17 protein-coding genes and 1 pseudogene are annotated in these 19,066 nt (G+C 66.7%); 5 read left to right on the top strand and 13 right to left on the bottom strand.

What is annotated here, in order from left to right:
* Positions 1-488 precede the first annotated feature (488 nt).
* A protein-coding gene (locus ESD82_RS06640) for an IS3 family transposase (protein ID WP_407672796.1) occupies positions 489-1,636 on the top strand; the annotation gives its coding sequence in 2 pieces (ribosomal slippage) (positions 489-777 and positions 777-1,636; 1,149 coding nt in all).
* Here ESD82_RS06640 and ESD82_RS22430 read toward each other — a convergent pair.
* The 6 genes from ESD82_RS22430 to ESD82_RS06665 form a co-directional block, all read right to left on the bottom strand.
* On the bottom strand, positions 1,633-1,755 hold the full coding sequence (locus tag ESD82_RS22430; protein WP_276330384.1) for a hypothetical protein: 123 nt from the start codon (positions 1,753-1,755) through the stop codon (positions 1,633-1,635). The genes ESD82_RS06640 and ESD82_RS22430 overlap by 4 nt on opposite strands.
* A gap of 243 nt (positions 1,756-1,998) precedes the next feature.
* Positions 1,999-2,847: an EamA family transporter gene (locus ESD82_RS06645; RefSeq protein ID WP_024843512.1), complete on the bottom strand. Its 849-nt coding sequence runs from the start codon at positions 2,845-2,847 to the stop codon at positions 1,999-2,001.
* Positions 2,848-2,890: 43 nt separating this feature from the next.
* Complete coding sequence (locus ESD82_RS06650; protein WP_024843511.1) at positions 2,891-3,559, bottom strand: TetR/AcrR family transcriptional regulator; 669 nt, start codon at positions 3,557-3,559, stop codon at positions 2,891-2,893.
* Between the two features lie 31 nt (positions 3,560-3,590).
* Positions 3,591-4,436: a sugar phosphate isomerase/epimerase family protein gene (locus ESD82_RS06655; RefSeq protein WP_147428716.1), complete on the bottom strand. Its 846-nt coding sequence runs from the start codon at positions 4,434-4,436 to the stop codon at positions 3,591-3,593.
* Positions 4,436-6,172 carry a hydantoinase B/oxoprolinase family protein gene (locus ESD82_RS06660; protein WP_147428715.1) on the bottom strand — a complete coding sequence of 579 codons (1,737 nt, stop codon included), beginning with the start codon at positions 6,170-6,172 and terminating at the stop codon, positions 4,436-4,438. Before ESD82_RS06660 ends, ESD82_RS06655 begins: the two co-directional genes overlap by 1 nt.
* Positions 6,173-6,183: 11 nt before the next feature.
* Positions 6,184-8,268, bottom strand: coding sequence for a hydantoinase/oxoprolinase family protein (locus ESD82_RS06665; RefSeq protein ID WP_208852034.1), 2,085 nt, complete (start codon positions 8,266-8,268; stop codon positions 6,184-6,186).
* A gap of 221 nt (positions 8,269-8,489) precedes the next feature.
* On the opposite strand from ESD82_RS06665, the gene ESD82_RS06670 reads away from it, so the two are divergent.
* The 3 genes from ESD82_RS06670 to ESD82_RS06680 are packed head-to-tail and all read left to right on the top strand — an operon-like array spanning position 8,490 to position 11,066.
* Positions 8,490-9,470: an ABC transporter substrate-binding protein gene (locus ESD82_RS06670; RefSeq protein WP_123130233.1), complete on the top strand. Its 981-nt coding sequence runs from the start codon at positions 8,490-8,492 to the stop codon at positions 9,468-9,470.
* 10 nt (positions 9,471-9,480) lie between these two features.
* Positions 9,481-10,278, top strand: coding sequence for an ABC transporter ATP-binding protein (locus ESD82_RS06675; protein ID WP_024843506.1), 798 nt, complete (start codon positions 9,481-9,483; stop codon positions 10,276-10,278).
* Positions 10,275-11,066 carry an ABC transporter permease gene (locus tag ESD82_RS06680; RefSeq protein WP_208852035.1) on the top strand — a complete coding sequence of 264 codons (792 nt, stop codon included), beginning with the start codon at positions 10,275-10,277 and terminating at the stop codon, positions 11,064-11,066. Before ESD82_RS06675 ends, ESD82_RS06680 begins: the two co-directional genes overlap by 4 nt.
* An 88-nt stretch (positions 11,067-11,154) precedes the next feature.
* On the opposite strand, the gene ESD82_RS21960 is transcribed toward ESD82_RS06680, so the two are convergent.
* The 4 genes and pseudogenes from ESD82_RS21960 to ESD82_RS22440 form a co-directional block, all read right to left on the bottom strand.
* Positions 11,155-11,763 (bottom strand): hypothetical protein, encoded by a 609-nt coding sequence (locus ESD82_RS21960; protein WP_147428713.1) that lies wholly within the window; start codon positions 11,761-11,763, stop codon positions 11,155-11,157.
* A gap of 5 nt (positions 11,764-11,768) precedes the next feature.
* Positions 11,769-12,062, bottom strand: coding sequence for an ABC transporter permease subunit (locus ESD82_RS22100; RefSeq protein WP_322789430.1), 294 nt, complete (start codon positions 12,060-12,062; stop codon positions 11,769-11,771).
* A gap of 1,018 nt (positions 12,063-13,080) precedes the next feature.
* Complete coding sequence (locus ESD82_RS22435) at positions 13,081-13,545, bottom strand: ABC transporter substrate-binding protein (RefSeq protein WP_322789432.1); 465 nt, start codon at positions 13,543-13,545, stop codon at positions 13,081-13,083.
* Positions 13,546-13,600: 55 nt separating this feature from the next.
* Positions 13,601-14,173, bottom strand: a pseudogene (locus tag ESD82_RS22440) (ABC transporter substrate-binding protein); the annotation flags it as partial.
* Between the two features lie 736 nt (positions 14,174-14,909).
* On the opposite strand from ESD82_RS22440, the gene ESD82_RS22110 reads away from it, so the two are divergent.
* Positions 14,910-15,323: a FadR/GntR family transcriptional regulator gene (locus ESD82_RS22110; RefSeq protein WP_244314504.1), complete on the top strand. Its 414-nt coding sequence runs from the start codon at positions 14,910-14,912 to the stop codon at positions 15,321-15,323.
* Between the two features lie 16 nt (positions 15,324-15,339).
* Here ESD82_RS22110 and recN read toward each other — a convergent pair whose 3' ends face one another.
* The 3 genes from recN to lpxC all read right to left on the bottom strand — a co-directional run bounded on the left by recN (position 15,340) and on the right by lpxC (position 18,915).
* Positions 15,340-16,998 carry a DNA repair protein RecN gene (recN, locus tag ESD82_RS06705; RefSeq protein ID WP_147428712.1) on the bottom strand — a complete coding sequence of 553 codons (1,659 nt, stop codon included), beginning with the start codon at positions 16,996-16,998 and terminating at the stop codon, positions 15,340-15,342.
* 7 nt (positions 16,999-17,005) lie between these two features.
* On the bottom strand, positions 17,006-17,848 hold the full coding sequence (locus tag ESD82_RS06710) for an outer membrane protein assembly factor BamD (RefSeq protein WP_024843501.1): 843 nt from the start codon (positions 17,846-17,848) through the stop codon (positions 17,006-17,008).
* A 128-nt stretch (positions 17,849-17,976) separates the two neighbouring features.
* Positions 17,977-18,915, bottom strand: a complete 939-nt coding sequence (gene lpxC, locus ESD82_RS06715; protein ID WP_024843500.1) for a UDP-3-O-acyl-N-acetylglucosamine deacetylase — start codon at positions 18,913-18,915, stop codon at positions 17,977-17,979.
* Positions 18,916-19,066 lie beyond the last annotated feature (151 nt).

The following is a 19,066-nucleotide window of genomic DNA, read 5'->3' on the forward strand; positions in this document are numbered from 1 at the left end:
CTTCGCCCCACCAGCCCGCCGGATCCGGGAAACGATCCCGCGCGATGCGGGCGCCCGACGCCCCGTCCCCCCGGCGAACGAAACCGGAAGGCGGCGCCCCGGATCGTGCCGGTCCACGCTTCGGATCGCGCCTTGCCCAGGCCATGCCGCCCGATCCCGTCGCGCCGGGCAATGGCGGCTCCGCCCCTGTCCTTCGCCCTGCGGCCCGCCGGGCAATGGCCGGACGACGGAATGGCATTGCCATCCCAATGGAATATCTGCATACTATAGTATGTGACTTTACCTGCCCGGCTTGGGCATGCCCCGTCTTTCGGGCAGAGCAAGCCCGCCGGGGCCGAACGAGGATGGAATGGCGGCAAAGAAGCCCGATCCCACGAATGCCGCTGCACGGCACGGGTCCGAGACGAATGAGCTACTCCCCTGAAATCGGACAGTGACGGAAGCTACGATCTGACGTTTGCTGGTCTCCACGGACAAGGAGATTAGGAATGCGGAAGCGCAGGAACCATGACGCGGGCTTCAAGGCGCGCGTGGCGCTTGAGGCCGTGAAGGGCGAGCGCACTGTGTCTGAGCTGGCCGCCGAATACGGCGTGCATCCGACGATGATCCACCAGTGGAAGAAGGCGCTGCTCGACGGGGCTGCGGATATCTTCGAGCGCGGCGGCAGAAAGCCCGTTGCGGAAGTGGATGAGGAGACGGTCCGGTCGCTGCACGCCAAGATCGGGGAGCTGGCCGTCGCCAACGATTTTTTGTCACGAAAGCTCAAGCCGTGGACCGGCAAGTGAGGCGTGGGATGATTGAGCGGGACCATCCCGCGCTGTCGATCGTGGCGCAGTGCCGCCTGCTGTCGATCTCGCGCTCGTCGTTCTATCATGAACCGGCCGGAGAGACGGAGCGGAACCTCGGGCTGATGCGGCTGATCGACCAGCAGTTCCTCGATACGCCCTTCTACGGCGTCCGGCAGATGACCTGGCATCTGCAGAATGAAGGCCATGGCGTGAACCAGAAGCGCATCCGGCGGCTGATGCGGCTCATGCGCCTGATGCCGATCTACCAGAAGCCCAACACCAGCAAGCCGAGAAAGGGCCACAAGACCTGGCCCTACCTTCTGGGCGGGCTGCGGGTGGATCGTCCCGGCCAGGTCTGGTGCGCCGATATCACCTACCTGCCGATGCGGCGCGGCTTCCTGTATCTGGTGGCCATCATGGACTGGTTCACCCGCAAGGTTCTGGCCTGGCGCATCTCGAACACGCTGGAGGCCGACTTCTGCGTTGAGGCGCTGAACGAGGCCATCCACCGCTTCGGCGCGCCGGGGATCATGAATACGGACCAGGGTTCACAGTTCACGTCCTTCGCCTGGACTGATCGGCTGAAGCGCGTTGGCACCCGGATCTCGATGGACGGCAAAGGGCGCTGCATCGACAACGTCTTCATCGAGCGCCTCTGGCGATCCCTGAAGTATGAATGCGTCTACCTGCACGCCTGGGGCACAGGATCCCAGGCAAAGTCTGCCATCGGTCGATGGATGACCTTCTACAATCACCGACGGCCCCACACCGCCCATGGCGGGCAGCCGCCCGCCGTGGTCTACTTCAACAGCATCGAAACCGATCAGCAGACGAAGGCAGTAGCTTAAATCAGCCGGAAAGCTGTCCAAGGATCGGGGAGTAGCTCACGAGCAGGATGGCCGCGCAGCACATCAAGCCGCCGCAGCTTCGTCACGATCTCGTCGGGCTTGTGTCGCTTCTCGGCCATGATCGTCCTCCTTCACGGTCGGAACCGCACCGGGACGCCGAAGGAAGCCGAGCCCGGCCCCTGCACCCTTGCAGGCCGGGAAAACAGCCTGGTGGGCCGTTTTCCGCTCTGCCCTGCTCCATCCCGCCCGTCCGGGTCCGGGCTTCCCGACCGGCAGGCTTGCCTTTCGTCGGCACGGGCATCGCCATGATCTTCGCCGGCGGCGGGAAATGCCGGCGGCATCGGCTTGCCCGGCAGGCGACCTTATGCCCGACCCCTTACCGAAAGGCCGATGGACAGGAAAACCAGCACCACGCCCAGCACCTGCTGCACGTCCAGCGTCTCATCCATGATGCCGATGCCAAGGACCAGCGCCACCACCGGGCTGAGAAAGGCCAGCACCGAAACCCGGCTGCCCAATCGCTGCACCCCGCCCACCCAAAGCCAATAGCCCAGGGCGGTTGCGAACAGCACCAGATAGCCCAGGCCCAGCGTGTTTCGCATCTCCCAATGCACGGGCAAGCCCTCGACCAGCAAGGCAAAGGGCAGGATCAGGATACCGCCGATCAGCAATTGCCATGTCGTCATCTGCACCGGCGGCGCAAGATCGCGCCAGCGTTCCATCAGCACGATGCCGAGCGCCATGGACAAGGCCGCACCGATCCCCGCCAGCACGCCGGTCGGGTCGAAGGCAAGGCCGCCGTTCAGCACCATCAGCCCGACGCCGGCCATGCCCAGCACCGCCAGCCCGATCTGGCCCATCCCTGGCCGCCGTCCCAGCAGCGGCCATGCCAGCAGCGCGACCAGCAGCGGCTGGCAGGCGGCCAGCGTGGCGGTGATCCCGCCCGGCAGCCGGGCCGCGCTGATCAGCAGCAACGCGAAGAACAAGCCGATATTGGTCAGCGCCAGGACGGTGACGGGAAACAGGATGCGAAGCGGCGGCAGGCGCCGGACCAGCAGCAGCATCAGGAGCCCGGCCGGCAGCGCCCGCAGGGCAGAGATCAGGACCGGGTGATCCGTCGGCAATGCCCCGACAAAGACGACATAGGTCGTGCCCCAAAGCATCGGCCCGATGGCGGTGCCGATGAAGCGGCCGGCATTCCGGTCAGCCATGCCAATCCTCGCGGTCGGGATGATCCTTGCCGGCGCGCCGGGTTCAGCGCGCCAGGTCCGGCGTCCAGTCTCCGGGCTCGGGCTTGCGCGTCAGATAGCTGATCACCATGTCGACCAGATGCGCCTGGCGGTGCTCGATATTCTCGGGGGCGCTCAGCTTCCGATTGAACAGCATCGACAGCGTGTGCCGGTTCGACAGGTAGAAATAGCCCAGGCCCGAGATCGAGATATACAGCTCGACCGGATCGACGCCCTTGCGGAAGACGCCCTGTTCTTCGCCCTGGCGCAGGATCTCGCGCAGGTTTTCCGACAGCCGGTCATACATGCTGCGGATGATCGTCGACTTGGCGATATGCCGGGCGCGATAGAGGTTCTCGGTGTTCAGCATCACGATCACGTCCGGCTCCTCGACGAAGACCCGGAAGGTGTTCTCGCACAGCCGGATCATCGCGCTGAGCGGGTCGAGTCCGTTCACCGGAACATCGCTCTGCCGGCGGCGGAGCGTCTCGTAGGTGCGTTCGAGGATGCGGATATACAGATCCTCCTTGCCGCGGAAATAGTGGTAGAGCAGGTTCTTGCTGACCTTGGCCCGGGCCACGATGGCATCCACGCGCGCGCCGTCATAGCCGCGGCGCGCGAATTCCGCCTGCGCTGCCGCCAGGATCCTTTCCTGCGTCCGGATCGCATCCCGGATAGCGGGTTTCTCCGCCATCTGCCCCCCACCACTTGCATCGAAGGGCCGTTCAGCACGGCACCTTCCGCCTTTCCGCCACGAAGGGCGCACAACGCTCGACCGAAGCGGCGACCGTTTCGTCGCCGTCGCGCAGCCACCAGTCGAACTTCGAGAACAGCTCGATCTCGAAGGGACCGTCATAGCCGATCTCGTCGAGAAGCGCCTTGTAAGCCGCGAAGTCGACCACGCCGTCGCCGATCATGCCCCTGTCATGGTATAGATCGCGGGTCGGCACAAGCCAGTCGCAGAGGTGGAAGGTCAGGATATTTTCCGGCCCCGCCTCGCGCAGCCCCGGCATGAAACCGGCATCCCACCAGCAATGATAGGTATCGGCGACGATGCCCGCGCTGTCGCCCAGGCTGCGGCAAAGATCCAGGCAATGCGCGAAGTTGTTGAGGCAGCTGCGATCGGCGGCATACATCGGATGCAGGGGCTCAAGGCCCAGCTTGACCCCGACCTGCCGGGCATGGGGCAAAAGCTCTTCCAGCGCCCCGATCACCCGCGACCGCGCCGCCGCCAGATCCTTTTCGCCCGTCGCCAGCCCGCCCGGCACGATCACCAGGCAAGGCGCGCCGATCTCGGCCGCCGCGTCCAGGCGGCGACGGTTTTCGGCAAGAGCGGCGGCAAAGCCGCCCTTGTCCGCGATATTGACCCAGGCGCTGGTGCAGAGGCAGGGCACGAACAGCCCGGCATCGCGGATCAGCCGGGCGCCCTGCCCGATCCCGGCGGCGTCCAGATATTCCATCCAGACCCCGATCCCGGCGACGCCCTGCCGGGCATAGCCGTTCACCGCCTGCTCAAGGGTCCAGTCGCGCGTGGTGATCTGGTTGATCGCAAAACGGCGCAGATCGGGCATCAGGCCAGTTCCGGTTGCAGGTTGCGCAACTCGGCCGTGGCCTTCTCGTTGATGCGGCCATCCTCGATCACGACGCGATAATGCTCGCGGGCAAAGGCCGGGGTGATCTTGCCGTCCAGCGCGTCCTCCAGCACCTGCTCCAGCGGGCGCAGCAGCGGGTCGCCATAGCCGCCGCCCCCGGCCTGTTCGTGCCGGATCACGTCGCCTTTTGCGACATTGCGCGTGACCTTGCTGTCCAGCAGTTCGAACGCGCCACCGTTCAGGCTGAGCAGGTTGCGCGAGGGCGCCGCCGGATTGCCGCCGAACAGCCCATAGGGCCGATGCTCGTAGCGGTCGGCGCGCAGCTGCAGCACCGCGTCTTCGGCCAGCAGGCGATACTGGCGCACCACGCCCAGGCCGCCCCGCTGCCTGCCCGCCCCGCAGGAATCGGTGCGCAGCGAATATTCCTCGATGCGGATCGGATAGGTCGATTCCATCAGCTCGACCGGCATGTTCGACATGTTCTGCGAGGGGTTGGTGATCGCGTCGATGCCGTCCTTGCTGGCGCGCGCGCCCAGGGCGCCGTTGATCATGTCGACCATGACGAAGGGCTGGCGGGTCTCCTTGTCATAGCCGCCCAGACAGACCACCGAGTTGCCGCCTTCGCCCGCCGCGGCGACGCGCGTCGGCACGATCTTGGAAAGCGCGCCCAGCACGGTATCGACCACGCGATAGCCGGTCAGGGCGCGCGCCGCCACCGGCGCCGGGAAATGCGGGTTCAGGAAGCAGCCCTTGGGGGCCGCGATGTCGATGGCGCGATACATGCCGGAATTGTTCGGCACCTCGCTGTCCAGCGTGCAGCGGATCGCCAGATAGGTCGCCGATTTCACGAAGGACAGGGTCGAGTTGATCGCGCCCTTGACCTGCGGCGATGAGCCGGTGAAATCCACGTCCAGATGGTCGCCCTTGACGGTGATCGTCACCTTGATCGGGATCGGCGCCGGGTCGAAGCCGTCACCGTCGATGTAATCGGTGAACTCGTAGCTTCCATCCGGCCAGTTGGCGATCTCGTTGCGGGTCAGGCGCTCGCCGTAATCGAGGAAATCGGCCAGGAACCGGTTGAAGGTCGGCGCACCGTATTTGTCGACGATGCGCAGCAACTCGCGCTCGCCAAGCGCGCAGGTCGCCAACTGCGCTTCGAGGTCGCCGATGACCAGATCGGGCAGGCGCACGTTGCGCTCGATGATCTGGAACACGATGTCGTTGCGGACCCCGCGGTCATAAAGCTTCAGCGGCGGCAGGCGCAGCCCCTCCTGGAAGATCTCGGTCGAGTCGCTGGCGTTCGAGCCGGGCACGCGGCCGCCCACGTCGCAATGGTGGCAGATCACCACCGAGAAGCCGAGATGTTCGTCGCCGTGGAAGATCGGCTTGAACATGAAGATGTCGGGCAGGTGCATGCCGCCGTCATAGGGATCGTTGAAGATGATGACGTCGCCGGGATGCAGGTCGCCCTGGAACCGCGCCAGCAGCGCCTCCATGGCGTCGGGCACGGCCCCCAGATGCAGCGCCACGGTCTTGGCCTGCGCCAGGATGCGGCCCTTGGCGTCGCACATGGTGGTCGAATAATCCAGCACGTCGCGGACGATAGGCGAACGCGCCGTCCGCATCACCGTATAGGCCATGTCGTCGACGATGGATTCGACGGCGCTTTTCAGCACGGCGAAGGTGATCGGGTCATTGGCGGAAATCTCGGCCATGGCTGCGCTCCTTACGAAAGGCGGATGTGAAGGTTCAGGAAGTCGTCGCGCTCGACGGTGGCATCCGGCGGCACGACCACGGTCGAGTCGTTCGATTCCAGGACGACCGGGCCGGTCAGCCGGCGCGGCGAGCGGGTGCGGTCATAGACCGGGGTTTCGATCCAGCCGGCATCCTTGCCGAAATAGACCCGGCGCTGCGAGACCGGCCCCGCCTCTTCGTGATCCGGAGCCGAGAGCTTGCGGAAGTCCAGCCGCCCCTGCCGCAGCCCGCGGCCGGTCATGCGGATGCCGACCACCTCGACCGCGTCGGAGGACACATAGCTGTAGATCGAGCGATAGGTCTCCAGGAAATCCTCGCGCACGCGGACCGGATCGAAAGGCTCGGCAAAGGGGATGGCCAGCGACATTTCCTGACCGCGGAAGCGCATGTTCGCCTCGGGCAGCAGTTCCATCGCCTCCTCAGGGATGCCTTCCTCGCGCAGGTTGGCGATGGCCTGCCGGCGCAGATCCTCGGTCGCCTCGGCAAGGCGCGCCAGATCGACATCCTCGACCACGCGGCCGATGGGGGCGGTGAAATAACGCTCGATATCGCCCGAAAGCATGCCCATGGCGGTGAAGACGCCGGGGGTGGCCGGGATCAGCAGCTTGTCCATCGACAGGAGCGAGGCGATGGCGGCGGCATGCACGGGGCCCGACCCCCCGATGGCGACCAGCGTGAAATCGCGCGGGTCGACGCCGCGCTCGACGGTCACGGCGCGGATGGCGCGGGCCATGTTGGCGTTCACCACCTCGCGGATGCCATAGGCGGCATCCTCGGCCTCAAGCCCCAGCGGGTCGCCCAGCCGCGCCGCGATGGCGGCCTCGGACGCGGCCTTGTCCAGATGCCGCGCCCCGCCGGCCAGTTCCTCGGGCAGGTAGCCCAGCACCAGGTTCGCGTCCGTCACCGTCGGCGCCTCGCCGCCCAGGCCGTAGCAGACCGGCCCCGGATCGGCCCCGGCCGAAAGCGGGCCGACCCGGATCAGCCCGGCGCTGTCCAGCGCGGCGATCGAGCCGGCGCCGCTGCCCACCTCGGCCACGTCGACGGTCGGCACGCTCATCATGTAGCCGCCGGCCTTGATGAAGCGCGAAGGCGTCGAGATGCCGGCGCGGAATTCGTATTCGCTGACCCGGCTCAGCTCGCCGCCATTGACCAGCGTGGCCGAGGCGGTGGTGCCGCCCATGTCGAAGATGACCAGGTTTTCCTGGGCCAGCGCCTCGCCCAGCCTGGCACCGCCGACGGCGCCGGCGGCCCGGCCCGAGGAGATGAAGAACACCGGCTTCTCGCAGGCGGTCTCGGCCGAGGCCAGCGCGCCGTTCGAGTTACTGACCAGCAGCGGCGCGTTCACGCCCAGCCTTTTGATGCCGGTCTGCAGGCGCTCCAGATAGGCGGCCAGAACCGGGCCGACATAGGCGTTCACCACCGTGGTGCTGGTGCGTTCGTATTCCTTGGCCTCGGGCAGGACCGAAACCGAGGTGGTGACCTGGACCTTCGGGAACCGCGCGCGGATCAGTTCCTCGGCGCGCTGTTCGTGGGCGGGGTTGCGATAGCTGTTCAGGAAGCAGAGGGCGATGGATTCCACCCCCGCCTCGACCAGTGCGGCGGCAGCGGCGACGACGCTTGCCTCGTCCAGCGGCGTGATGACGGTGCCGTCGGCGGCGATGCGCTCCTGCGCCTCAAGCCGGTAGCGGCGCGGGATCAGGGGAACGGGCTTGTCCCATTGCAGGTCGAACATGTTCGGCGTGCGCAGCCGGCCGATCTCCAGCACGTCGCGGAAGCCCGCGGTGGTGATCAGCCCGGCCCGCGCGCCGACCTTTTGCAAGAGCGTGTTCGAGCCGACGGTGGTGCCATGCACGATCTCGCGCACATCGGCGACCGAAATTCCCGAAGCCCGCACCAGGTCCGAGATGCCGGCGATCACCGCCTCCTCGGGCGCGGCGGGGGTCGAGGGCACCTTGGCGTGATAAAGCCGCCCGTCGCCTTCGATCATCACGAGATCGGTGAAAGTGCCGCCGATATCGACGCCGATTCGCGCAGTTCTGGTCGCTGAAGTCATCATGATTCCTACCCTTATTGGACTAGTTGGTTAGTTTGGTAACACGCATACCTCCAAACCAACAAGCGATTTTTTATTTCATATATTACAGTATGTTGGCAACTGTTTTGCCGCGATACCCCAAAGAAACTTGATTATAATTGGACTACTGGTGCTATTAATAATCCAGACAACAAGAACACCCCCGGACGATTCGCCGCGGGCCACATGACAGGAGAGGACGAATGAGAAAGATGCAGATTTTGCCGTCAGCCGCCGTCACCGCGCTGCTGATCCTCGCCGGGCCGGGCCTGGCGCAGGACAAGCTGACCGTGCGGCTGGACTTCTCGCCCTGGGGCAGTCACGCCGCCATGCACCTTGCGCAGCAGCAGGGCTGGTTCAAGGAGGCGGGGCTGGACGTGGACGTGCAGGACGGGCGCGGCTCGGGCAATACCTTGCAGCTGGTCAATGCCGGGCAGGCCGATGTCGGCCAGATCCAGCTGGGCCTGATCCCCGCGGCACGCCAGGGCGGCGCCAAGGTCAAGGGCATCGCCGGCTGGGACCGCCGCACCGATCTTTGCGTGCTGGTCGACAAGGACGCGCCCGTCGAGCAGATCACGGACCTCAAGGGCAAGAAGATCGTCGTCTTCGCCGCCAGCCCCTGGACGCCCTATATCGACACCTTCCTGGCCGCAGGCGGGCTGGATCGCGACAACACCACCATCGAATTCGTCGATGCCTCGGCGCTGTGGGGCACCTATACCTCGGGGCGTGCGGACGCCATGATGTCCACCGTCGCCTCGGCCCTGCCGCTCGCCGAGGCGCAGCGGCCGTCCAAATGCCTGACCTCGGATTCCGCCGACCTGTATTTCCCCAGCTACGGCCTTGTCGCCTCGGACGACACGATCAAGAACCGGGCGGATGCACTGAAGAAACTGGTCGAGGTCCAGCAGCGCGCCTGGGCGGAAATCGCCAGCAATCCCGACCTGGGCGTCGAGGCGATGCTGGCCCAGCGTCCCGATGCGATGCTGAACCCGGACGTCCTGCGCGAGCAGATCCGCCTGACCGTGGAATATTTCGACACGCCGGCGACCGAAGGCAAGCCGATCGGCTGGCAGGCGGACGAGGATTGGGAAGCCGCGCTGAAGGGCATGGAGCGCGCCGGCGTGGTCGACCCCGGCTGGCAGGTCGCCGACTATTTCACCAACGACCTGATCCCGGAATGAGGCGGTGAGCATGAACATGATGGCCGACACCACCACCGACACCTATCTGCGCATCAAGGGCGCGGGCAAGACCTATCCCTCGCAGCACGGGCCCGTCGTCGCGCTCAGCGACATCAACCTGGACGTGCGCCCGGGCGAGTTCCTCAGCATCGTCGGGCCCAGCGGCTGCGGCAAGAGCACGCTGCTGAAATGCCTGGCCGGGCTGGAAAACATCACCTCCGGCGGCATCACCGTTTCCGGCAAGCCGCTGTCCGGCCCGCCGGACCGCATGGGCGTGGTGTTCCAGCGCGACGTCCTGCTGGACTGGCGCACCATCCTGGACAACGTGCTGTTGCAGGCCGAGTTCCTGGGCCATCCGCGCGAGCAATACCGCGAACGCGCCCTGCAGCTGCTGGAACGCTTCGGGCTGAAAGGCTATGAAAAGCGCCACCCCTGGGAGCTGTCGGGCGGCATGCGGCAGCGCGCCTCGATCTGCCGGGCGCTGCTTTGCGATCCCGACCTTCTGCTGATGGACGAGCCTTTCGGCGCGCTGGACGCGATGACCCGCGACGACCTGAACGTCGAGCTGGCCCGGATGTGGCAAGAGACGAACAAGACGGTGATCTTCATCACCCATTCGATTTCCGAGGCGGTCTTCCTGGCCGACCGCGTGGTGATGATGTCGCGCACGCCCGGCCGTATCGTCGATGTCTTCGACGTGGACCTGCCCCGGCCGCGCCCGCTGTCGGTGCGCGAATCCGATGCCTTCGGCGTCTATGCCCAGCGTATCCGCCACCATTTCGCCGAATTGGGAGTGCTCAAGGAATGAAAAACAGCCTCATCGCAAAAATCATGCGGGACAACCGCTCGCTGGACATCGTCCTGGTGCTTCTGGGAACCATCCTGCTGTGGGAAATTGGGGTGCGGCTCTTCAATCCGCCGGCGATCATCCTGCCCGCCCCCTCGGCGATCTGGGCCGCTTTCATGCAAAGCCCCTGGGTGTTCATCCGCAACATGCTTTACACGCTGATGACCACCGGCCTGGCCTTCACCATTTCCGTGGTGCTGGGCGTGGTCATGGCGGTGGGCATCGTGCAGTCGAAATTCCTTGAGCGTACGGTCTATACGCTGCTCATCGCCATCAACTCGGTTCCCAAGGTGGCGCTGGCGCCGCTGTTCGTGATCTGGCTGGGCACCGGCATGTCGTCGCAACTGGCGGTGGCGGTGATGTTGGCGATCTTTCCCATCGTCATCAACACCGTCCTGGGCCTGCGCTCGGTCGATCCCGACATGCTGAACCTCGCCAAGGCGACGCGGGCCTCGAAATTCGACATCATCTACAAGATCCGGGTGCCGAACGCCCTGCCCTCGCTGTTTTCCGGCATGAAGGTCGGCATCTCCTTCGCGCTGGTCGGCGCCATCGTCGGAGAGTTCGTCGCCGGCGGCCGCGGCCTGGGCTTCCTGGTCCTGACCGCCCAGGGCCAGTTCGACACCACGCGGGTCTTCGTCTCGCTGGTGCTCTTGGGGGTGATGGGCACGATCCTGTTCTATGCCGTCGACGTGATGGAGCGGATCGCCCTGCCCTGGCACAGCTCGCAACGCCAGCCTAATGCCTGAGCACTTAGGGGGGCTTGCTGCCCCCCTTTTTCCGACCGATGCGATCCAATCGGGAATGAAGCCTCTGGCCCGGCCCGGAGCCGCGGCGTCAGGCCAGGCCACTAGCCCAGCACGCCGCCAGCAATCGCCGCGCCTCGCGGCGGCGGGCCTGCATCTCGGGATCGGGATCCAGGCCCGCGGCCAGCAGCGCCTGGGTACAGGGCTGGCGCGGCCCTCGAACACCAGACGCACCGGACCCGGCGCGACGGCCTTGCCGCGCTGCATGACCATGACGTAATCGGCGAAATCGCGCACCACCGGCAGGATATGGCGAAAGATGATCCGCCCCGAGGATGCGTCCATGACGCGGGCGGCCGAAACGAACATGCTCTGCTTGACCTCCAGCACCTCGGCGCGGGTGGTGCGCAGATAGACCGGAATGCGGGTGATCCGCCAGGACGATGATCCGGTTCAGCACCGAGGGGCCAGGGATACAGAGCACGATCACCGCGATCAGCAGCGACGGGAAGGACATGATCATGTCGGCCAGCCGCATGATGACCTGGCTGACCCGCGGCCCGGCATGGCCCGCAACCAGCCCAAACGCCGATCCGATGTCGGCCGAGAACAGCACCGCGCCGGCGGCGACCGTCATGGTGTTCCGGGTGGCGACGATGATCCGCGCCAGCAGCGGGCGGCCAAGCGCATCGGCGCCCATGATCCCTAACCACCCGCGCTCCCATTCGAAGGGCGGGGCATTGCGGCCGCGCAGGTTCTGCTTCTGTGCCCCGCATCCAGCCATGACGGGCCGATGATCGCCAGCGCCATGACCATGATCGCCGCCAGCACCACGTTGAAATCACGTTGCAGGATAGCGTCGATCATCAGCTTGCCGACGCCGGGGAAGCCGAAGATCGTCTCGGCCACGACGGCCCCGTTCAGCAGCGCCGCCGCCTGGTCGCCGATCACGGTGACGACCGGCAGCATGGCGTTGCGCAGGGCGTGGACGAAGATGATGGGGGGCGAACGCGCCCCCTGGGCGCGGGCGGTCTTTACCTAGGCGGAGGACAGGGCCGAGATCATCGAGCCGCGCACCGCCTGCACGATCAGGCCAAAGGGCCGGATGAACAGCACGGCGATCGGCAGGATCCGGTGCCAGACGGTACCAGTGCCGGATGTGGTCAGCCAGCCCAGGCCCACCGAGAACACCACGAAGGCGACGATGGCGACCCAAAAAATCCGGCCCCGAGGCCCCGATCAGCGAAGTCAGCGGGGCGATGCGGTCACACAGGCCGCCCGCCCGGAACGCAGCCAGCAAGCCGACGACGATGACCGCGACTGCGACCAGGGTCATGGTGATGACCGCCAGTTGCAAGGTCCAGACGAAGGCCTCCAGCACCACGTCGATGGCGGGACGGGCGCGGCGGATCGAGGCGCCGAAATCCAGGTGCAGCGGATCCCAGACATGGCGGCCGAATTGCGTCAGCAGCGGATCGTTGAACCCGTGCAGCTGGCGAAATTCCTCGCGCATCTGTTCGGTCGCATCGACCGGCAGGAACAGCGACGCGGAATCGCCGGTCAGGCGGGACAGGAAGAACACCATCACCACCGGACCCAACAGGGAGACCAGGTTGGCAAAGGCCCGCTTGCGGATGAAACTCGACATGGAAGGCTCCTGTCAAAGACGGGACGGGCGGGGACGCGCCCCGCCCGGCGGCGGCTCATTTGAAGGCGATCCCGCCAAGGGGCAGCGACAAGGTGGTGGACATGTTCGGCCTCCACTCCAGGCGCGGCGCGACGCGGACAAAGCGGACCGAATGGAACAGCAGCACATCGGCGACCACATCGTCATGCAGATAGGCTTGCAGTTCCGACCACAGCCTGGCGCATCCCTCGCCCGTCGCGGCCGAGGCGCGGGCGATCAGGTCGTCCGCCTTGGGGTCGCTGATGCCCGATTGCAGGCCTTCGGAGGCATATTTGAAGAACATCGTGAAGGAGGGGTCGCCCTTGGAATTGTCATGCATCGCCGTCGCCATCATCGGACCGCGATCGGTCGGATAGGGCTTGGAATACAGTTTCTGGAACTCGGCGATCTCATAGAATTGCAGATCGACGCTGAAACCCCCTCGTGCAGCTGCTGCTGGATCGCCTCCATCACCTCGGTGAGGTTGGGGAAGTTGCCGGGGCGTGCCACCAGCGTCATCTTGGTATCGACCGGCACGCCATCGGCCCCGGCTTCCTCCAGCAGCTGTCTGGCGCCCTCGGGGGCGTATTTCCGGGACTGCACCTCCTCGTTCCAGCCCAAGAAGGGCGGCGGGAACAGCGCGGTCGCCTGCAGCGTGCCTTCGGGCAGCAGGGTGCCGATGAACGCCTCGCGATCGATGGCCATGTTCAGCGCCTTGCGCACGCGCAGGCCGTTGATCGGCGGCATCGAGTGATCCAGGCTGATACAGATCGCCTCGCTGTCCAGATACGAGAAGTCGGCCCGGGTTGGTCGCATCCGGGGCGGCAATCGAGGGGGCGATATCCGCCTCGCCGGCCGCGATCATGGCGGCGCGCACGGCCGGATCGGTGCGGAACAGATAGGTCGTCTCGCTGACGGCAGGCTTGTCACCCCAGTAGCCCTCGCGCTCGGCCAGGACGATCTGCTGGCCGGGGGTCCAGTCCCTCAGCACATAGGGGCCGGTGCCGACGGGCGCGCGGGTGAATTCGATCGGGGTTCCCTCGGGGACGATCAAGTCCAGCGACAGCAGCGGCAGGATCGGCTGGACCGGATCGGCCTTGAAGTCGATGGCATGGTCGTCGACCACTCCGGCGCTGACGGTCATGCCGCCGAAATAACGCTTGGCCTCGCAGGTGATCTGGTCGCTCATCACCCGGTCGAAGGAATGCTTCACGTCCCTGGCATCGAAGGGGGTGCCGTCCGAGAAGGTCACACCCTGGCGCAGCTCGAACCGCCAACTGCCGTCGGGCAGCTGTTCCCGGCTTTCGGCCAGTTTCGGCTGCAATCCGCCGCAGCCGCCCACATCGAGATAGGTCAGCGTTTCGCTGATGTTCTGCAACAGCGCCGCGCCGATGGTCGATTGCGTGGACATGCAGGGCTCCAGCAGGTCCACATCCTCGGCCATGACGATCCTGACGGCCCTGTCCTGCCCATGGCCGCCGCGGTCAGGCAGGTCGCCAGCAGCAGCCCTCCCAGCATTGCGGTCTTGCGGATCACGATCTTTCCTCCCAGAGGCAGTTCATCGATGTTCAGCGAAAGCCATGCGGCAGGAGCAGCGGATGCGCGCCAGCAGTCGCAGGCGCCGGGGTGCCGCGGGGCGATCTGGACGATCCCGCAAGCCTGTCCGGCGCCGCCGACCTGCTGGTGCAGGCCACGCCAGGCGATGCTTCTGACCGGCGGCGCCGCAGCCGAGGCCGTGCTGGCCGAAATGGGCGCGGACGGCGCTGGAGTTGCGCGGGGAATGCCTGCCGGTCGCCTTTGCCGGGGACCGCCGCATCATTGCGAAATCAGGCGGCTTCGGCGATGAAAAAACCCTTGCCACCATTCTGGCGATGTTTCGGGGCGAGTAGTGATGCCAGCAGTGGAAAAGACCGCACGGAAAAGCCTTGGCGAAATCGTCTATGAACGTATGGAGCGCGCGATCAAGTCCGGCTCCTACAAACCGGACGAGCGGCGGCCGAGTTCGAGGTCTCGCCCCGCGTCATCCGCGATGCGCTGAAACCTCTGCGCTAACACGGGCTGATCTATTCGCGCCGTGGTGCGGGCAGTTTCGTGCGCGCGATCGGGCTTAAGCAGCCGCTGGGCTTTGGCCCGTTGAAAACGTCCCGGACCTGCTCAGCTGCTATGAATCCCGCCTGACGCTGGAACCCTCAGCCGCCGTATTCGCGGCCGAACGCCATGACCCGCAAACCCTGGCGCAGATCCGCGACGCGCTGGAGCATAGGCGCGACGCGACCAATCCTCAGGTCCATCGAGAGGATGCGGATTTCCAGTTCCACCTCGCCATCGCCATCGCGGCGGAGGACAGCTATTTCTCGACCGCGATGGCGGCCCTGAAGGACCATATCACCGTGGGGATGCGCTTTCACGGCGTGTCGGTCAAGCGCGAGGCCAGCGGGCTGAGCCGCGTCTTCGACGAACATTTCGCGATCTTCGAGTCGATTCGGCAGAGACACGCGCAGCAGGCCCACGATCTCATGCATGCCCGCCTGTCGGAATCGCGCGACCGGCTGTCCGAGAAGAAGGAGCCGGCCCAGGCAATGAGCGCGGGCTAGCCCCCAGGATGCGGCATCAGGAGCCTACGACCTTGGGCTCAAGCAGCGCGCGCGCGGCCGCCTTGGCCGCAGCGGTGATCTCTTCGCCGGCGAGCATGCGGGCGATTTCCTCGATGCGCTGGCTGGCGGTCAGCGCAGCGACGTTCGAGGTGGTCATGCCGCCCGCGACCGATTTCGCCACTCGGAAATGATGCCCGCCAAGCGCCGCAACCTGCGGGCTGTGGGTGACGACCAGCACCTGCGCGCCCTCGGCCAGCCGCGCCAGGCGACGGCCGACCGCATCGGCGGTGGCGCCGCCGACGCCGCGGTCGATCTCGTCGAAGATCAGCACCAGCGCGTCATTGCCGCGCGCCAGGCAGACCTTGAGCGCCAGCAGGAAGCGCGACAGCTCGCCGCCCGAGGCGATGCGGTCCAGCGGCCCGGCCGGGGCGCCGGGATTGGTGGCGACGGTGAAGGCCACGGCATCGCAGCCCTCGGGGCCCGGCTCGGCCGCGGAAAGCCGGGTCTCGAAGACCGCCCGCTCCATCTTCAGCGGCGCGAGTTCGGCCGCCATCGCGGCATCGAGCCGCTTGGCGGCCGCGGCGCGCTGCTCCGACAGGGCCGCCGCGGCCGCGCCATAGGCGGCGTCGGCCGCCGCCACGGCCTCGCGCAGGCGCGCCAGGTCGCCTTCGCCCGCGTCGATCCGGCCCAGCCGGGCCCGCAAGGCATCGGCCAGCCCTGCCAGGTCGTCGGCCAGCACATCGTGCTTGCGCGCCAGCGCCCGCAACGCGAACAGCCGCTCCTCGGTCGTCTCCAGCTCGCGCGGGTCGAAATCCATCGCCTCCAGCGCCGCCTCGACGCCCGAGACCGCCTCGCCCAGCTCGATCAGCGCCCGCTGCAGCGCGGCGGCGGACGCCTCCAGCCGGCCCTCGGCCCGCTCGGCGGCACCGTCGAGCCAGCGCGCGGCATCCAGCATCGCGCCCTCGGCCCCTTGCGGCCCCAGGGCCTGCAAGGCCCGCGCCACGTCCTCGCGGATGCGTTCGGCGCCCTGCATGGCGCGGCGGCGCGTGTCTAGCTCCGCCTCCTCGCCCGGCTGCGGATCGAGCTTGTCGAGTTCGGCCACGGCATGGCGCAGGAAATCCTCTTCGCCCTTCGCCGCCGCCAGCGCCGCTTCGGCCCGTTCCAGCGCCGCGCGCGCCTCGCGCCGGGCGGCCCAGGCAGCACGGACCGGCCCCAGGTCCACCCCGGCAAAAGCATCCAGCAGCAGCCGGTGGCCGCGCGGGTTCAGAAGGCCGCGGTCGTCATGCTGGCCATGCAGCTCGACCAGCAGTTCCGAAAGCGTGCGCAAGACCTCGCCCGAGGCGCGGCGGTCGTTGATCCAGCCGGTCTTGCGCCCGTCCCCGGCATTCACCCGGCGGATGATCAGCTCGTCCGAGACCGGAAAGCCCGCCTCGTCCAGCAGGGTGCGGGCGGGGTGGCCGGGCGGCAGGTCGAAGACCGCCGTCACCTCGCCCTGGCTTGCGCCGGCGCGCACCAGATCGGCGCGGCCGCGCCAGCCCAGCACGAAGCCCAGGCAGTCGAGCAGGATCGATTTGCCCGCCCCCGTCTCGCCGGTCAGCACGTTGAGGCCCGGCCGGAACTCCAGTTCCAGCCGGTCGATCAGCAACATGTCGCGGATGTCGAGATGCCGCAGCATCGCCGGGCTACAGCCACTTGCCCTGGATGACCTGGCGATAGACCCGCGTCAGCCAGCTGTCGCCGCGCGCTTCGGCCTGCAGGCCGCGGCCGCGCAGCTGCGCAAAGGCATCCTGGTAGAAGGGTGAGGACTGGAAGTTGTGGCCCAGGATCGCGCCCGCCGTCTGTGCCTCGTCGTTCAGGCCGAGCGCCAGATAGGCCTCGACCAGGCGCATCAGCGCCTCGGGGGTGTGGGTGGTGGTCTGGAACTCCTCGACCACGACGCGGAAACGGTTGATCGCCGCGGTGTAATGCCCACGCTTGAGGTAGTAGCGGCCGATCTCCATCTCCTTGGCGGCAAGATGGTCGAAGGCCAGGTCGAATTTCAGGATGGCCGAGCGGGCATATTCGGTGTCGGGATATTGCTCGATCACCTCGCGCAGCGCCTGGAGCGCCTGGAAGGTCAGGCCCTGGTCGCGGCCGACCTCGTCGATCTGGTCGTAATAGCTGAGCGCCAGCAGGTATTTCGCATAGGCCGCGTCCTCGTCGCCCGGATAGGTGTCGATGAAGCGCTGCGCGGCGCCGCGCGCCTCTTCGTAGTCGCGGGCACGGTGATAGGCATAGGCCTGCATGATCAGCGCGCGCTTGGCCCATTCGGAATAGGGGTAAAGCCGCTCGACTTCGGAGAAATACTGCACCGCATCCTTGGGGCGGCGGGAATTCTCCAGCTCGTATTCGCCGCGCTTGTAGATCTGTTCGGCGGTGAAATTCTCGAATGATTCGGGCTTTTTCCCCGCACCGCCCGAACAGCCCGCCAGCAGGCCCAACGACAGCACAGCCGCGACCAAGGAACCCGATCTGATGCCTGTCATTCCATCCCGCCCGTCAGAAATTCACGTTCCCGCATGGGCAGAAGGCCCGCGCGGCCCGGCCGTCCTAGCACAGAAAATCGGGCTGCGCAAAATGCCAAAACGGCTAAACCGGCGCAGGGCCGCCACCTTCAGGCGACGGCCAACTGGCGGTTGCGAGGGGCGAGGCGCGCGGCCGAGGCGATCACCCCGGCGCCGGGCAGACGGCTTTCCATCGCCGGGGTCAGCGTGACCCATTCCCAGGCCTCCGGCTGGGCGAAAAGCGCGCGCAGCAGCTTGTTGGTCATGGCATGGCCGGCGCGGTGGCCGGTATAGCGCGCCAGGAGCGGCGCACCGGCCAGCGCCAGGTCGCCCACCGCGTCCAGCATCTTGTGACGCACGGCCTCGTCGCGGTGGCGCAACCCGCCCGGCGACAGCACCCGGTCGCCATCCACGACCACCGCGTTCAGATAGGTGCCGCCAAGCGCCAGCCCGTTCCGCTGCATCTGCACCACATCGGCCTGGCGGCAGAAGGTGCGGCTGTCCATCAGCTCGTGCACGAAGCTGCCATTTGCCATGTCGAGGTGCTTTTCCTGGCGGCCGATCGCCGCGTCGACGAAGTCGATGTCGAAATGGATCTCCAGGTGGTCGGCGGGCGAGAGGCGGGCGAAAGCCTCGCCCTGCCGCACCTCGACCTCGCGCAGCACGCGGATCGCGCGCAGCGGCGCCGCCTGCCGGCGCAGGCCGGCTTCCAGGATGCCCTGCACGAAAGGCGCCGAGGAACCGTCGAGAATCGGCACTTCCGGCCCGTTCACCTCGACCACGGCATTGTTGATGCCGGTGCCCGACAGCGCGGCCATCACATGCTCGACCGTCGAGACGGTGGCGCCGCGGCCGTTGTCCAGCAGGGTGCAAAGCTGCGAGGGGGTGACATGGTCCCAGCGCGCCGGGATCCGGGCGCCCCCCAGGTCGGTGCGCACGAAGACGATGCCGTGATCCGCCGGCGCCGGCAGGATCGTCAGCCGCACGGCCGCACCCGAATGCAGTCCGACGCCGCGGAACTGGGCTTTCTGAGCGATGGTGGTCTGCATGGTCTTGCCTGCCGATTCTTGTGAACTGAGCGTGCCACGGCAAGAAATCCGCGGCGCAAGGATCAGTTAGGCATCCCCCGCCGATTGCTCAAATAACCTTTTGTAACGGGGTGAAACAATCGGCCGCGGCTTGCGCCCCGCCCCCCACCTG

It is taken from the genome of Paracoccus pantotrophus, assembly GCF_008824185.1.
In the GTDB taxonomy this organism is placed as follows: domain Bacteria; phylum Pseudomonadota; class Alphaproteobacteria; order Rhodobacterales; family Rhodobacteraceae; genus Paracoccus; species Paracoccus pantotrophus.